This window comes from Brenneria roseae subsp. americana (assembly GCF_003115815.1).
Classification (GTDB): Bacteria; Pseudomonadota; Gammaproteobacteria; order Enterobacterales; family Enterobacteriaceae; genus Brenneria; species Brenneria roseae.
On the sequence record NZ_QDKJ01000007.1, the window covers coordinates 184,756 to 199,202 of the forward strand.

Here is a 14,447-nt window from a genome sequence, read left to right on the forward strand (position 1 = left end):
CATCGGCGGTGTAACCCGCGATGAACGATCGGCATTACGATGTTGTGGTCATCGGCGGCGGAATTGTCGGTCACGCCGTGGCTTATGGGTTGAGCCAGAAAAAAATCAGCGTAGCGATTTGTGATGGCGGCGACAGTGATTTTCGCGCCTCTCGCGGTAATTTCGGTCTGGTCTGGGTGCAAGGCAAAGGGCTGACATGTCCGCCGTATAATGAATTATCCCGGCTGGCCTCCCAGCAATGGCCGGATTTCGCCCAGCGCCTACAGACAGAAACCGGTATCGATTGCGGCTTTCGCCGCCCCGGCGGATTGAATATCTGCCTCAGCGCCGACGCGCTGGCGCAGGCTGAGCAGGCAATGCGGCAATTGCAACGCGGCAATCCCTCATTCTGCTATCAGGTTTGGGATTCTGCGACGTTACGCCGGCATGTGCCGGTCATTGCACCACAGGTGGCGGGCGCCATCTATTCCCCTCATGACGGCCACGCCAATCCTTTGCTGACGCTGCGGGCGCTGTCGCACGCGTTTATACAGGCCGGCGGCCGCTACTTTCCCAATACGCCGGTCAACGACATTGAGCGCGACGGCGCCAATTTTCGCCTGCATACCGCACAGGGAGAAATCCGCGCCCGGCGGATCGTGTTGGCGGCGGGACTGGAAAACACCCGGCTCGGCATGCAGGTGGGTTTACCCATTCCGATCGAACCGGTACGCGGACAGGTGCTGGTCACCGAACGTCTGGCGCCCTTGATTGACTATCCCAGCAACATGTTGCGTCAAACGCAGGAAGGCACGGTGATGATCGGCGACTCACATGAGCATGTCGGCCTGAATAACGGTACGCGGCCGGATATTCAACGTGGTATGGCGCAGCGAGCGCTGACCGCATTCCCCGCGCTGGCCAATGTACGTATCGTGCGCACCTGGGGAGCATTGCGCATCATGACGCCAGACGGTCTGCCGGTATACGACACGTCCGATAGTCATCCCGGCGCGTTTGCCGTCACCTGTCACAGTGGGGTCACGCTGGCGGCGTTACACAGTACTCTCCTGCCCGACTGGATACTCGGCGGGAAACTTCATCATCTTTTTGAGGCGTTCAATGTCCAGCGATTTACTCTTTCACCCTCTGCCGTCAGTTGACGCCACGGTTGTCACCATTTGGGTTAACGGCAACGCATTGCCGGCGCGATCTGACTGGACGATCGCCGCGGCGCTGCTCGCCAACGGCTTGACGGCCTGTCGGACAACGGCCATTGATGCACAGCCTCGCGGGCCTTTCTGCATGATGGGAAGTTGTTTCGAATGCCGGGTTACCGTCGATGACGTACCGAACATTCAGGCCTGCATGACGCCAGTGCGTGCCGGCATGCACATTGCGTTTCCACAGGGAGCCAGGACAGTACAATGAATACGACTGACGCGATGATGCAAACAGCAGATGCACACTCTTTTGAGCCGGACGCCTCCCGCACACCCGACCTCAAGCAGAATAACATCGATTTATTGATCGTCGGCGCCGGTCCCGCCGGGTTAAAAGCGGCGCAGGAGGCCAGTCAGGCAGGGCTGAGCGTCTGGCTGGCGGATGAAAACCCGCTGCCGGGAGGACAAATCTATCGCCACGTCACCCGCTCGCCCATCAGCCATGCAGACGCCATTTTCGGCCCCGATTACCGTGCCGGACGTCAATTGGCCGGACAGGCATTTTCGCCGCGGATTCGCTATCTGCCCAACACGCTGGTCTGGCAAATCACGCCGGAGAAACAGGTTTTCCTGCTGGAAAAAGGCGAGACCACCCGTAACTATCAGGTTCAGGCACGCTTCGTTTTGCTGGCGGTTGGCGCGCAGGAGCGCACGTTCCCGATGCCGGGCTGGACGCTGCCGGGCGCCATGACCGTCGGCGCGGCACAATTGCTGATGAAATCCGCCGGTCTGTTGCCGCCGGCAAAAAGCGTACTGGTGGGAAACGGCCCGCTATTGCTGCTGTTTGCCACGCAGGTTATCCGGGCAGGCGGGCGTATTCAGGCGATTCTGGACACCAGCACGCCGCGCCATTACCTGCGCGCCCTGCCGTTTCTACCCTCGGCCCTGCGCCACACGTCAGGCTATCTGTACAAAGGCTGGCAGCTGTTGCGCGAAATAAAACGGGCGCGTATTCCTTATTTCTCCGGAGTCAGCAATCTGGCGATCGAAGGCGAAGCGCAGGTGAGCGCCATCGGTTTCACCCGACGGGGTAAAACGCACCGGCTGGAAACCCCCACGGTGCTGAGCCACATTGGAGTGACGCCCGCCACCCAACTGGCCAATGCCATGGGCTGCCGGCTGCAATGGAACGCGCAATATCAATATTGGGAACCCTGCCTGGATGCGTATCTACAATCCAGTCAGCGGGGAGTTTACATCGCCGGCGACGCCAGCGGTATCGTCGGCGCCGCGGCGTCGGCGCTGAGCGGACACCTCGCCACGTTGGGTATTTTGCAGGCCGCGGGCGTCATCAGTCTTCAGGAACGGGACAAACAGGGGCATGATTTACAGGCAGCGTTGCACAAGGAACTGACCATCAGGCCCTTTCTTGCCGCGTGCTATCCCGTACCGCAAGCGGCTTGCCAACCCGCGGATGATGTGATGATTTGCCGTTGCGAACAGGTCAGCGCCGGTGATATTCGTCTGGCGGCTAAAATGGGATGCAGCGGCGCCAACCAGCTCAAAGCCTTTACCCGCTGCGGGATGGGACCGTGTCAGGGACGCATGTGCGCGCAAAATGCCGCGCAGTTGCTGGCTCATACGCAACAGCGCGATATGTCGGAAGTGGGTTATCAGCGCAACCGCTTCCCCATCAAACCCATTACGCTGGCTGAACTGGCCCAGAGCGGGGAAGAGTAACGAAATCAGGCACAGCCACGACCAAAAGCGGCTTGAATCCGTTAATTTCACCCATGCCGGCAATGCGACGTCAAACCGCTTTATATATCGTGATGCGTTTTTTTCCATACTATCATTCTGGATGACATCGCTTGCCAGACAGCGCGATCGTTGCTGTTTTTCCACCTCGGCATCCCAGCGGAAACCATCACCTTATTGAGGACGCCGTGTTGGGCCAGCAACATCCGACCGGCCAGTTCCAGTTGATCGGCCTGCATCAACGGCACCAGTGAGATTCGCAGCAGCATCAATCCGGCCAGAACAAGACGGTAGCACATGTCCTTCCCTCCTCACCGTTCAGCACGGAAGCGCTCAGTCCGCGACCCGAATATTCATTACCTTTATCTTGTTAAAACTAACGAATTCCCGATCATATTTTCCAGCGATCTCAATGGTTGATTTATCATCGATTCGAAGATTGATCGGCCACCGTTTGTGATCGATTTTGATTAAAATCGTTCCCGTGCCATCACTGAATTCATACAGATCGTCATAATAGGCCGCGCGTCTGATGATATTGCCTTTCAGAACCACGTAGTCATGGTCGCGCCCATATTCAAGCAGCGTTTTGACGGAAGTGGGTGAGCCATTGGGGCCGATATATTGCGCCCAGGCAGCGGAACTGCTGATGGCCAGAATGAAGGCGCCAATAATAAAATGTGATTTCATGTTATATCCCTTCTGGTTAAACGCGGTGACAGTTACCGCAGAAAGCGACGCTGTCGCTGCTATGGGAAAAGAATAAATGAACGAAAATGAACGGCAGGTGAATACTGAAAAAGGCGCTCGGCGGCGAATACACGCCACCGCGGCATTGTTCATGTCAGGTTCATTTTCATGTTGTCAAAATGTCCTATGCGTTCTCTGCCACAGGTACGGATATGAAAAAAAGCGGATTTTCGCGCTACCTCTCTCTTTACCCAATACTGTTTATGGTTGCTCCGACCCTTCATGCCGGATCGGCTTTGGCAGGGGACAAACACGAGCAGGATTTGGCTCGCTCGGCGTTGCAGTCAGGCCAGGCGATCCCTTTTGCCACCGTGCAGTCGCGGCTGATGGAGGAGTGCCAGTGCCAGGTATTGGAAGCCAAGCTGCATTCTGAAAAGAAACATGACGACAAATGGTTTATCTACGAGATTAAAGCCATTACCCCGAACGGGCGGATCGTAAAGCTGGAGATGGACGCGCGTTCCGGCAATATCCTGCGCATGAAAAACAAGGGCTGGAAGAATTGAGAACAAAAATAAAGGGAGCGTGCAGATGAAGATCCTGGTGGCGGAAGACGACATGACGCTGCAAAGGCAGCTTGTCGAGATGCTCAAAACCGCAGGTTATGTTGTAGAGGCCAGCGCCGACGGGCAGGATGTCCATTATCTCGGCGATACGGAAGACTTCGACGCCGTATTGCTGGATCTCGGCCTGCCGGTGATGGACGGGCTGAACATACTCAGAAAATGGCGTGAATCCGGGCGCAATATGCCGGTACTGGTGCTGACAGCCCGGGGCAACTGGCATGAAAAGGTCGCGGGTATTGACGCCGGCGCGGATGACTACCTGACCAAGCCGTTTCATGCATCGGAACTGCTGGCTCGCGTAAGGGCGCTTATTCGCCGCGCCGCCGGACTGGCATCATCGGTGTTGAAGTGTGGCGCCGTCACGCTGGATACGCGCAACGGCAGCGTTACCTATGAAGAAAAGCCCGTTGCCCTCACCAGTCATGAATATAAACTGCTCGAATATCTGATGCATCGGCCAGGACGGCTCATTTCACGAACCGAGTTAACGGAGCATATTTATGCGCAGGATTTCGATCGGGACTCAAACACCATCGAGGTATTTGTTGGACGCCTGCGTAAAAAACTTCATCCTTCCATCATCCAGACCGTAAGGGGACTGGGCTATCGGCTGATCGACAATGAATAGCCAGACTAGCGCGGCTCCCGACCGCAAACGCGCGGGATCGCTGCGGGTCCGCCTGTTTTGGACCACCGTGGGAGGGATAGCGCTGGCGCTGTTGCTTTCCGGTCTAGCCCTGACGACCCTGTTCAGAGATCATGTCGTAAACCAGTTTCAGGCGGCGTTGACGCGCCAGTTGGATCAACTTTTGGTGACGCTCGAGTTCGATGAAACCGGTCATCCGGAAGTCGATGCGACAGCGCTGTTTGATCCGCGCTTGCAGAAACAGTATTCCGGCTTTTACTGGCAGATAGATGAATTTCCTGACGCGGGTTCTCCCGTCATTGGCATACTGCGCTCTCGTTCGTTATGGGATGCCAATCTCTCTTTGCCGTTTGATAACCACACGCCGCCTCCCGGCGAACTGGCCGTCAGTGAAACGGTAGGGCCGGCGGGAGAGTCTCTGCTCGTTCTGCAACGCATTGTCTCCTCGCCAGACTCGCCGGGCCGCCACTACCGCCTGATCGTCGCTGGCAATCTGCGTTTCAATCTGGAAGCCACGGAGCGTTTCGGCCGCGCGCTGGCCCTTGCCGAAATCTTCCTGCTGCTGCTGTTAACCCTGTCAGCCTGGGCTCAGGTAACCATCGGCCTTAAGCCGTTGAAGGCGCTACAGCAGGCGCTCAAATCCGTGCGGGATGGCGCCCCCCAGATGGCAGGCCGTTTTCCACAGGAAGTGCAGCCGTTGGTTGACGATTTCAATCAGGTGCTCGCCGCCAATGCAACCGCCGTACAACGGGCCCGCACGCAGGCCGGCAATCTGGCGCATGCGCTCAAAACGCCGCTGACGATTCTTGAGAACGAGGCCGATCAGGCACAGACCCGCCACGGCAGCATTCCTCCTGAAATCATTAAGGAGCAGCTCGCTCAGATACGTCGCCATATCGACTGGCATCTGATGCGGGCAAGGGTGGCCGCCGTACACGGTTTGTCCGCACAACAAACCAACGTAACGGAAACGGTGTCAGGTTTACTGAGGGTGCTGGACCGCGTGTTCGCTGACAAACCGATTCAGGTGAGCATGCAAGCGCCTTCCCAACCCATCTGGTTTGCCGGCGAAGAACAGGATTTACAGGAAATTGTGGGCAACCTGCTGGAAAATGCCTTCAAATGGTCTCACTCCAGCATTACCGTCACCCTGTCAATGCGACCGCAGGCGCCTGACTGGCTGGAAATCCTGATAGAAGATAATGGCCCCGGCATCGCCGTTTCACGACTGAAAGCCGTCACACAGCGTGGAGTAAGGCTGGATGAAAACACTCCGGGATCGGGATTGGGTCTGGCCATTGTGCAGGACCTGATCCAGCTCTACGGTGGCGAGTTTGAACTGAAAAATCTGAACGGCGACCAGGGCGGTTTACGTGCCCGGGTTTGTCTGCCAGGCGCCCGGGTGAACAGGGCATAGCGGCGCTGGCAATGCGTATACTCAGGGCGGGGGACGAGTCTGCAAGCCAAAGTCGGCGGGGATATCGCAAGACTCGTGCTCCGATTCACATCATTAACGCAATAAACAAAGAGTTATAATAAGTTACCGGATTTCCGCCCTATTCAGGATTAAGCACAAATTTCTCAATCGCATAGGCCACGCCATCTTCCTGATTGGTTTTGGTCACAAACTGGCTGATGGCTTTTACCGCTTCGGTGGCATTCCCCATCGCAACCCCCAATCCGGCATATTCCAGCATGGCCAGATCGTTTTCCTGATCGCCCAGCGTCATCACATTGTCGCGCGTAATACCGAGGTGTTCCGCCAACATTTTCACCCCTTCGCCTTTATTGACGCGCTTATCCAGAATTTCCAGATAATATTCGGCGCTTTTCATGATGGTGTAACGCTCAAACGCTTCCGGCGGGATTTGGCTGATAGCCCGATCCAGCACCGGCGGCTCATCAATCATCATGACTTTCGGGAATGTCAGATTACGGTCCATCTCTTCCACCGCACGGTATTTCAGCGGCATACCGGTCAGATGCGCCTCATGGACGGTATAACGGCTGATATCCTTGTTGGCGGTATAGACGAAATTGAAATCCAGCGCATGGAAATGAACATTCAGCTTACGGGACAGCGCTTCAAAATAGAGATAATCATCAAAGCTCAGCGTCGTTTGCGCTACACAGTCGCCATTTCTCGCACGTTGCACCAGTGCGCCGTTATTGGTGACGCAAAAGCAATCTTCCTGCTGTAAATCCAGTTCCGCCAGATAGCGTTCCACACCAATGAACGGACGGCCAGTCGCCAGCACCACCTGAACGCCTTTCTCTCTTGCCGCGGCGATAGCCGCTTTCACTGCGGGAGAAATTTGATTTTGCGGCGTCAGCAACGTCCCATCCATATCAATTGCGATCAGTTTTATAGACATAATTTTCTCAGCATTAATTACCTGCTTTCATGCTAACGCGATTCAGCGCTGAAGTCGCCAGTGAAATGCGGCATGATGGCGCCCCCATGACAGACAAAGTAAAAAGCCGCGCCGGCCGCACGGCTCACGTCGAGAACAGTCCCCATCAACGGCTGAAATGAGGATGGTCATCGTTACGTTTTCTCTCTATAGCTCAGCGCCATTGCTGGCAATCACCTGCTTATACCAGTTAAAACTCTTTTTACGGGAGCGCCGTAACGTCCCGGTACCATCATCATGTTTATCCACATAGATAAAACCATAGCGCTTACTGTACTGCCCGGTGGTAAACGAAACGCAGTCGATACAGCCCCAGGGGGTATAGCCCATCAGTTCGACGCCGTCTTCCAGCACCGCTTTTTTCATCTGCTCAATGTGCGCCTTAAGGTAATCGATACGGTAATCGTCATGGATTTGTCCATCGGCTTCTACCTTATCAACCGCACCAAAGCCATTCTCGACGATGAACATCGGTTTTTGATAACGCTCGTAGAAGCTGTTCAGCGTGTAACGCAGGCCCACCGGATCAATCTGCCAGCCCCATTCCGATGCGGAAACGTGCGGGTTTTTCACCGCGCCCGGAAAGCCCGCGATAGCATCATCAACGGCCTGATTTTGAGCGACATGTTGTACGGCATTACTCATGTAGTAGCTGAAGCCCAGATAATCGGTGCAGCCGTCTCGCAAAATTTCCTCATCTTCCGATTGCATATCAATGTGATAGCCTTTTCTGGCCCACGTTTTCAAAATATACGCCGGGTAATATCCACGTAATTGCACGTCACCAAACAGATGACGTTCACGCATCGCTTCCTGCGCATACATCACATCATCCGGATGGCACGACCACGGATAGAGCGGCACCAGCGCCAGCATGCAGCCAATTTTGAAGTCAGGATTGATTTTATGCCCCAATTTCACCACTTTGGCGCTGGCCACAAACTGATGATGCAGCGTCTGGTACATGGCCTGTTCAGGATTCTCGTGCCCGGTGAACACCACGCCGGAACAACAATAACCAAACAGCGGATAATGCCAGTTACGCTGATTATTGATTTCATTAAAGGTCATCCAGTATTTCACTTTGGATTGGTAGCGCTTCATCACCACTTCGCTGTAGCGCACAAAGAAATCCACCACTTTACGATTGAGCCAGCCGCCATAGTGTTTAACCAGGTGATACGGCATCTCGAAGTGGGAAAGCGTGATAACCGGCTCAATGTTGTGTTTCAGCAGTTCATCAAACAGATCGTCATAAAATTGCAGCCCGGCCTCATTGGGTTCCAGCTCATCCCCGTTGGGGAAAATACGGGTCCAGGCGATGGAGGTGCGGAAGCATTTGAAGCCCATTTCCGCAAACAGTGCAATGTCCTGTTTATAGTGGGAATAGAACTCCACCGCCTGATGATTCGGGTAACTGAACCCAGGCTGCACGCCATCGGTAATCACACGATCCACGCCGTGCGCGCCGCCGGACAATACGTCACAAATGCTGACGCCCTTCCCACCTTGATCCCAACCACCTTCAACCTGATGCGCCGCTACCGCGCCGCCCCACAAAAAGTCTTTCGGTAATTGCTGAATAGACATCTCATATCCTTTTTAGGTTATGTCGAAAATCGACATACGCCGTTGAAAAATCAGACTCGACGAAAAATCATGGGCCGCGAACGATATCGCCCTGTTTCAGAGCGGCCAATTCCCGGTGCAAATAAACCAATTCCTCCACCAAATCGCGGCAAAGCATCGCGTTCATCAGGTGGTCCTGCGCATGAACCAGAATCAGATTGACCGGAATTTTCCCGCGGCCTTCATCCGCGCCAATCAATGCCGTTTGAATATGGTGAGCCTGACGAGCCGCCACGGATGCCGTACTCAGCATCTGCTCTGTTTTTTCCCAGTCATGTTCTCTGGCTGCGCGCAGTGCTTCCATGGCGCCCGAACGCGCCTCTCCGGCATAAATAATCAGTTCCATGACGGTGTTTTCATCAAGTTCCATCAGCCACTCTCCCCGATTTTCACTGTCTCTTTTTGCTGGTCCAAAAGCTGACGTTTATCATTCAAGCAACATAGAGAACAATATGCAACCGGTTTCATGGTGAGTTTCATAATCTTTGAACGCGATCATAAACAGACGCGCTTTGTGATAAAACGACGACGTTTATTGCTTCATGATGATAAAAAGGATGAATTTTTCTTTATAATGGCGGGCGCGTTTTATGTTAACACTACGGCCAGTAGCCACTTTTTAGGAATAAAAAATGATAACCATGCTTGATGTAGCCAAGAGAGCAGGCGTATCAAAAGCAACCGTATCACGCGTGCTGACAGGGAATAACTACGTCCGTCAGTCCACCAAAGACCGGGTTTTCAAAGCCATCGAAGAAATGGGATACCGGCCGAATTTGTTGGCGCGTCAACTCGCCACCAACAAATCCCAGAGCATTGGCCTGGTCGTTACCAACACCTTATATAACGGCCCTTATTTCAACGAATTACTCTTTCAGACAGCAACCATGACCGAGCAGCACGGACGCCAGTTAATCCTTGCTGATGGCAAACACAGTGCGGAAGAAGAGCGGCAGGCTATCGAATTTCTGCTCGATCTACGCTGCGATGCGGTCATCATCTACCCGCGTTTTCTGTCCATTGCCGCGCTGGAAAGCATCATCGAGCAGCACGAACAGCCCATTATGGTGGTAAACCGGAAACTGAACCATCATGAGGAAAACGGCATCTGCGCCAACCATCAGCTGCACTGCTTTGACGCCGTTACTTACCTGATTGATCAAGGACATCGGGATATTGCGTTTATCCTTGGCGCGTCAGGATCGCCCACGGGGGAGAGCCGCCTTGCGGGTTATCGGCAAGCACTGGCGGCACAAGGGATAGCCTGCAATGACGAACGGCTGGTTGAGGGCGACTGGACGCCGGAAAGTGGTTACGCCGCCGTGAAAACGCTGTACCAACGAGGTGTTACCTTCAGCGCACTGGTAGCCAGTAATGATGATATGGCCATTGGCGCGGCAAAAGCCTTTCGCGAAAAAGGGATCACGATACCGGATGATGTTTCTCTGCTGGGATTCGATGACCTGCCGATGGCTTCCTGGTCGCATCCGCCGCTGACGACCGTACATGTCCCGGTTGCAGAAATGATTAAACGCACGCTTGAGAAACTGCTTTGTATGCTGGACGGTAAAATCGCCACGCCTTCTCCCACCTTTCAGGGGTCGTTGATCATTCGCGAATCGGTTGGTAAAGGCCCGGCTGCTCGCTAGAACCCTCATTCCCTTCATTGTCATGCGTGACCACCCGACAGGCGTATTTCATCATTCGATCCTGCCTTTATGCCTGCGCATCATATTAAAGATATATGAAACTTCACGTTTTTTTTGTAAACAAGTTAAAGCCATAGCCCTTCAGGCCGATGATATTGATGTGACTCGCGTCACAAAAAAAATGACACAGATCACATAAAGGAATTCCAAATAATACTGAAGGACACAGTAACTGATTGATTTTTATGTAAACAAAAAGCGCCATACAAGCGCTTATATCCCGGGGGGATATTATGCATATGTCAAATAAATTATTTCCAATTGAACACAGCAATCAAACCATCGTTTCAACCCACACTCCTTCAATAAAAAGAAAGCTCAGTACACAGCTGTTGATGTTATCCATGGGTATCGTCACTATTGCCCTCGGCTTCATCCTGACTATCGGCTTGCTGATCTGGCAATCCAGCCAGCAGCAAAAGACCATCGCTCAGCAATATCTGGAGCAAACGGCGTACACCAATAGCTATCTGATTCAACAAAAGCTGGATCTGGCCATCTCCGCCTCGCGCAATCTGGTCCAAAGCGTCATCAGTTTGCAGGAATCTGGTAATGCCGATCGCAAAATCGCAGAAACACTGCTGAAGAATGCATTGAAAAGTCATCCGGATTTCCTCTCCATGTCACTGGCATGGGAACCGGATGCCTTTGATGGGAAAGACCAACTCTATGCCGGACAACCCGATCAGGACCCTAATGGGCGATTTGTCCGTTATGTTGATCGTGATAATGCGGGAAATATTGCCCTGCATAATCTGGTTGATTATGAGACCCCCGGCAGCGGCGATTACTATCTGTTGCCGAGAAAACTTCAGAAAGAAGTGATTCTGGAGCCGTACAGCTACCCTTATAACGGCGTCGATGTGTTGCTGACGTCTTTGGCCGTTCCGATCATGATAAACAATAAGTTTTATGGTTCGGTCACGGCGGATTTTGCCCTGGATACGCTGCAACAGCTGACAAATCAAATTAAACCCTATCAAGGCACCGGGTATGCACAGCTTCTGTCGCACACCGGAGCATACATTTCTCATCCCGATCCAACCCGGATTACCAAAAAAATCGAGGATGATCCAACGCTGCTGGAACACGTGACTACCGGCAATCCATACCATATCGAGCAAGACAATCCGGTGTTAAATACCCCGGCGTTCGACGTTTATGTTCCAGTAAGCATTGGAAATACCGGCACGCCGTGGATGCTCGGCCTGTCAGCGCCGGTGGATGTGGTGATGGCAGAAACGGCGCGTCAGCGTAATCTGGCCTTACTGCTGATGGTGCTCAGCATTGTGGTTGTCTCCGGTATTCTGGGCGTAATCTTTATCCGTAAAGTGGCGCGTCCCATTGGCGGTGAACCCGCTCAGGCCGCACAAATTGCGCTGTCTGTCGCGCAAGGCGATTTGACCAACACTATCCCGGTGCAGGCCAAAGACCAGAGCAGCATTTTTTACGCCATGTACACCATGCAGACGCAGCTGAGAGATATCGTGGATCAACTGATCACCACCAGCGAATCCGTCAGCCACGGAGCAACCGAAATCACCGCGGGCAACACGGATCTGGCCTCACGTACCGAACAGCAGGCGGCGGCACTGGAAGAAACGGCAGCCAGCATGGAGCAGATTACGGCGACCGTGAAACAGAATGCGGATAATGCGCATAACGCGACGAATCTGGCTCAAAACGCCGCGCAAATCGCGCAAAAAGGCGATGCGATCGTTGGTCAGGTTGTTAACATCATGGGAGAGATTGACGACAGCTCGAAGAAAATCGCCGAGATAACCAGCATCATCAGCGGTATTGCCTTTCAGACCAATATCCTGGCGCTGAATGCGGCGGTGGAAGCGGCCCGGGCCGGTGAACAGGGACGCGGCTTCGCCGTTGTTGCCAATGAAGTACGCAACCTTGCCCAGCGCAGTGCGGATGCCGTGAAAGAGATTACCGGACTTATCGCCGAATCCGCCAGCCGGGTGGACAATGGGGTTTCACTGGTGCAAAACGCGGGCACCACGATGCAGGAAATGCTGGAAGCCGTCTCGTCAGTCAAAGACATCATGGATGAAATTGTTTCGGCATCGGACGAACAGTCGCGCGGTATCAGTCAGGTCACACAGGCGGTTCACGAAATGGATGGCGTAACCCAGCAAAACGCCGCATTGGTACAGGAGGCGTCCGCCGCCGCGGCGTCACTGGAAGATCAGGCCAAACGGCTCGCGCAAACCGTGCAGGTCTTCAAGCTCTCCTGATCGTTCACCGGCTGCCTCCGCCAGCCCGGAGGCACCGCGCAGCGGCATAATTCAGCCGGAAGCCGGGGTTCATAGGGGGCTGGCGTTTGAGCCCTCTATTGTCGGGCGCGTACTACGATATAGTATAGAAATGGCGGCATTGTGGCGCACGAAACTGCGCTTGTCAGGGAAGGCGCCCTCGGTTGCCGTCTTCCGGCAACTCGAATTATTTAGAGCATAGGACGCTAATAATATGAACAATATGTTAATCTTGTTCCCTATCTGCCCCAGGGAGCGACGCCCTGTTGTTGTGTCTTCTCTCTCGATAACCCAACCTAATCCGCTATAAATAAAATGAAATTGATAAAACTTCCGCTACTGGCGCAAATTTCATCGGCCCATCTGGTGAGTCACTTTCACATGATGGTGTTGCCTGCCCTTATTCCTTTGCTGTCAGAGCAGCGGGATATCAGTTTCGTCCAGTTGGGTTTCGCCCTTAGCGTGTTCAACATCGTTTCCGCGTGCGTACAAACCCCGATTGGCTTTGTGGTCGATCGCATCGGCGCCCGGCGTACCCTGATTGCCGGCCTCACGCTCGGCAGCCTGTGTTTTCTTTCGCTGAGTTTTTCCAACAGCTATGCCTGGCTGATTGCGTCCATGGCGCTAGCCGGCGTTGCCAACGCCGTCTATCACCCGGCGGATTATGCCCTGCTATCACGCGGAATCGACGAGAAACGCATGGGGAGAGCGTTCTCCGTTCACACTTTCTCCGGCTTTTTCGGCACCGCCATTGCCCCCAGTATTCTACTGACGGTTGCCGCTTTCAGCGGCATTGACAGTGCGTTTATCGTTTCCGGCATCATTGGGCTGGCGACGGTTCCGTTGTTATTAACGGAAAGCGACCGCCCGGCCCGCGTTTCGAATGCAACGCAGGGCGCCAAACCGGCAGACAAGCCGCGGATACCGCTATTTACCCTGCCAATCATGGCGCTGCTGGTGTTATTCCTGTTGTTAAACCTGAGCACCGGTTCGATTCAGAATTTCTCGGTGACCGCCTTTGTCACCGGCTACGATTTGCCTTTATCACAGGCCAACGTAGTGCTGACGGCCTTCCTGTTTGCCAGTGCTTTTGGCGTATTGGCTGGCGGCGCGCTGGCGGATAAAACCCGCCGTCACGGCCTGGTAGCGACCGCCGCATTGGCATTAACCGCCGGCCTGATCAGCATCGTCGCCATTTATCCGCTGCCGGCATCGGTATTGATTCCACTGCTGGCTATCGCAGGCTTCCTGTCCGGCATGATCGCGCCATCACGCGACATGCTGGTACGCGCCGCGTCACCCGTCGGTGCGGAGGGTCGTGTTTTCGGCATCGTTTCCACCGGCTTTAACATTGGCGGGGCGACCGGTCCGGTATTGTTCGGATGGTTGCTCGATCATGGTTATCCGCGGGCCATTTTCTGGTCGGCGGTGATTTTTATGCTGATTACCGCACTTATCACGCTGCGGCAGGAACTGCGCGGCGCCAGACAACGCGCCATTGCCTGATCAAAACAAAACCAAAGGTAATCGCGTTCCCGTTAGTGGAGAATATCTTACGGCATTCTCCAC

14 protein-coding genes are annotated in these 14,447 nt (G+C 54.1%); 9 read left to right on the forward strand and 5 right to left on the reverse strand.

Features of this window, described 5'->3' with window-relative positions; all coding sequences use genetic code 11:
- Window positions 1–20: 20 nt before the first annotated feature.
- From B4923_RS11020 to B4923_RS11030, 3 genes are read left to right on the forward strand one after another with little or no spacing between them, the layout of a single operon-like run.
- Entirely contained in the window at window positions 21–1,142 is a 1,122-nt protein-coding gene (locus B4923_RS11020; protein ID WP_109054413.1) for an NAD(P)/FAD-dependent oxidoreductase, read from the forward strand.
- On the forward strand, window positions 1,102–1,410 hold the full coding sequence (locus B4923_RS11025) for a (2Fe-2S)-binding protein (RefSeq protein ID WP_109054414.1): 309 nt from the start codon (window positions 1,102–1,104) through the stop codon (window positions 1,408–1,410). Before B4923_RS11020 ends, B4923_RS11025 begins: the two co-directional genes overlap by 41 nt.
- Window positions 1,407–2,882, forward strand: a complete 1,476-nt coding sequence (locus tag B4923_RS11030; protein WP_109054415.1) for an NAD(P)/FAD-dependent oxidoreductase — start codon at window positions 1,407–1,409, stop codon at window positions 2,880–2,882. The genes B4923_RS11025 and B4923_RS11030 overlap by 4 nt, the downstream gene beginning before the upstream one ends.
- Before the next feature lie 80 nt (window positions 2,883–2,962).
- Here B4923_RS11030 and B4923_RS11035 read toward each other — a convergent pair whose 3' ends face one another.
- Window positions 2,963–3,199 (reverse strand): hypothetical protein, encoded by a 237-nt coding sequence (locus B4923_RS11035; protein WP_109054416.1) that lies wholly within the window; start codon window positions 3,197–3,199, stop codon window positions 2,963–2,965.
- Between the two features lie 34 nt (window positions 3,200–3,233).
- Window positions 3,234–3,590 carry a NirD/YgiW/YdeI family stress tolerance protein gene (locus B4923_RS11040; protein ID WP_170116046.1) on the reverse strand — a complete coding sequence of 119 codons (357 nt, stop codon included), beginning with the start codon at window positions 3,588–3,590 and terminating at the stop codon, window positions 3,234–3,236.
- A 212-nt stretch (window positions 3,591–3,802) separates the two neighbouring features.
- Here B4923_RS11040 and B4923_RS11045 point away from each other — a divergent pair, with 212 nt between their 5' ends.
- From B4923_RS11045 to B4923_RS11055, 3 genes are read left to right on the forward strand one after another with little or no spacing between them, the layout of a single operon-like run.
- Entirely contained in the window at window positions 3,803–4,156 is a 354-nt protein-coding gene (locus B4923_RS11045; RefSeq protein WP_170116047.1) for a PepSY domain-containing protein, read from the forward strand.
- Between the two features lie 25 nt (window positions 4,157–4,181).
- Window positions 4,182–4,844, forward strand: coding sequence for a response regulator transcription factor (locus B4923_RS11050; RefSeq protein WP_109054419.1), 663 nt, complete (start codon window positions 4,182–4,184; stop codon window positions 4,842–4,844).
- The gene (locus tag B4923_RS11055; RefSeq protein ID WP_109054420.1) at window positions 4,837–6,279 is read left to right on the forward strand and encodes a sensor histidine kinase; all 1,443 of its coding nucleotides are present in this window, start codon (window positions 4,837–4,839) and stop codon (window positions 6,277–6,279) included. Before B4923_RS11050 ends, B4923_RS11055 begins: the two co-directional genes overlap by 8 nt.
- 139 nt (window positions 6,280–6,418) lie before the next feature.
- Here the strand turns inward: B4923_RS11055 and yidA are convergent, their stop codons facing one another.
- The 3 genes from yidA to B4923_RS11070 form a co-directional block, all read right to left on the reverse strand.
- Window positions 6,419–7,237: a sugar-phosphatase gene (gene yidA / locus B4923_RS11060; protein WP_109054421.1), complete on the reverse strand. Its 819-nt coding sequence runs from the start codon at window positions 7,235–7,237 to the stop codon at window positions 6,419–6,421.
- A gap of 186 nt (window positions 7,238–7,423) precedes the next feature.
- On the reverse strand, window positions 7,424–8,866 hold the full coding sequence (locus B4923_RS11065; protein ID WP_109054422.1) for a 6-phospho-beta-glucosidase: 1,443 nt from the start codon (window positions 8,864–8,866) through the stop codon (window positions 7,424–7,426).
- Between the two features lie 67 nt (window positions 8,867–8,933).
- Window positions 8,934–9,275: a PTS lactose/cellobiose transporter subunit IIA gene (locus B4923_RS11070; protein ID WP_109054423.1), complete on the reverse strand. Its 342-nt coding sequence runs from the start codon at window positions 9,273–9,275 to the stop codon at window positions 8,934–8,936.
- Between the two features lie 262 nt (window positions 9,276–9,537).
- Between B4923_RS11070 and B4923_RS11075 the strand changes: the two genes are divergently transcribed.
- The 3 genes from B4923_RS11075 to B4923_RS11085 all read left to right on the forward strand — a co-directional run bounded on the left by B4923_RS11075 (window position 9,538) and on the right by B4923_RS11085 (window position 14,384).
- Window positions 9,538–10,554, forward strand: coding sequence for a LacI family DNA-binding transcriptional regulator (locus B4923_RS11075; RefSeq protein WP_109054424.1), 1,017 nt, complete (start codon window positions 9,538–9,540; stop codon window positions 10,552–10,554).
- Between the two features lie 299 nt (window positions 10,555–10,853).
- Window positions 10,854–12,860, forward strand: coding sequence for a methyl-accepting chemotaxis protein (locus tag B4923_RS11080; protein WP_109054481.1), 2,007 nt, complete (start codon window positions 10,854–10,856; stop codon window positions 12,858–12,860).
- A gap of 333 nt (window positions 12,861–13,193) precedes the next feature.
- Window positions 13,194–14,384, forward strand: coding sequence for an MFS transporter (locus B4923_RS11085; RefSeq protein ID WP_109054425.1), 1,191 nt, complete (start codon window positions 13,194–13,196; stop codon window positions 14,382–14,384).
- Window positions 14,385–14,447 lie beyond the last annotated feature (63 nt).

Excerpts from the sequence above, each read along its gene's own strand:
- B4923_RS11020 (WP_109054413.1), top strand. The coding sequence starts at position 21 with ATGAACGATCGGCATTACGATGTTGTGGTCATCGGCGGCGGAATTGTC.
- B4923_RS11025 (WP_109054414.1), top strand. The coding sequence starts at position 1,102 with ATGTCCAGCGATTTACTCTTTCACCCTCTGCCGTCAGTTGACGCCACG.
- B4923_RS11030 (WP_109054415.1), top strand. The coding sequence starts at position 1,407 with ATGAATACGACTGACGCGATGATGCAAACAGCAGATGCACACTCTTTT.
- B4923_RS11035 (WP_109054416.1), bottom strand. The coding sequence starts at position 3,199 with ATGTGCTACCGTCTTGTTCTGGCCGGATTGATGCTGCTGCGAATCTCA.
- B4923_RS11040 (WP_170116046.1), bottom strand. The coding sequence starts at position 3,590 with ATGAAATCACATTTTATTATTGGCGCCTTCATTCTGGCCATCAGCAGT.
- B4923_RS11045 (WP_170116047.1), top strand. The coding sequence starts at position 3,803 with ATGAAAAAAAGCGGATTTTCGCGCTACCTCTCTCTTTACCCAATACTG.
- B4923_RS11050 (WP_109054419.1), top strand. The coding sequence starts at position 4,182 with ATGAAGATCCTGGTGGCGGAAGACGACATGACGCTGCAAAGGCAGCTT.
- B4923_RS11055 (WP_109054420.1), top strand. The coding sequence starts at position 4,837 with ATGAATAGCCAGACTAGCGCGGCTCCCGACCGCAAACGCGCGGGATCG.
- yidA (WP_109054421.1), bottom strand. The coding sequence starts at position 7,237 with ATGTCTATAAAACTGATCGCAATTGATATGGATGGGACGTTGCTGACG.
- B4923_RS11065 (WP_109054422.1), bottom strand. The coding sequence starts at position 8,866 with ATGTCTATTCAGCAATTACCGAAAGACTTTTTGTGGGGCGGCGCGGTA.
- B4923_RS11070 (WP_109054423.1), bottom strand. The coding sequence starts at position 9,275 with ATGGAACTTGATGAAAACACCGTCATGGAACTGATTATTTATGCCGGA.
- B4923_RS11075 (WP_109054424.1), top strand. The coding sequence starts at position 9,538 with ATGATAACCATGCTTGATGTAGCCAAGAGAGCAGGCGTATCAAAAGCA.
- B4923_RS11080 (WP_109054481.1), top strand. The coding sequence starts at position 10,854 with ATGTCAAATAAATTATTTCCAATTGAACACAGCAATCAAACCATCGTT.
- B4923_RS11085 (WP_109054425.1), top strand. The coding sequence starts at position 13,194 with ATGAAATTGATAAAACTTCCGCTACTGGCGCAAATTTCATCGGCCCAT.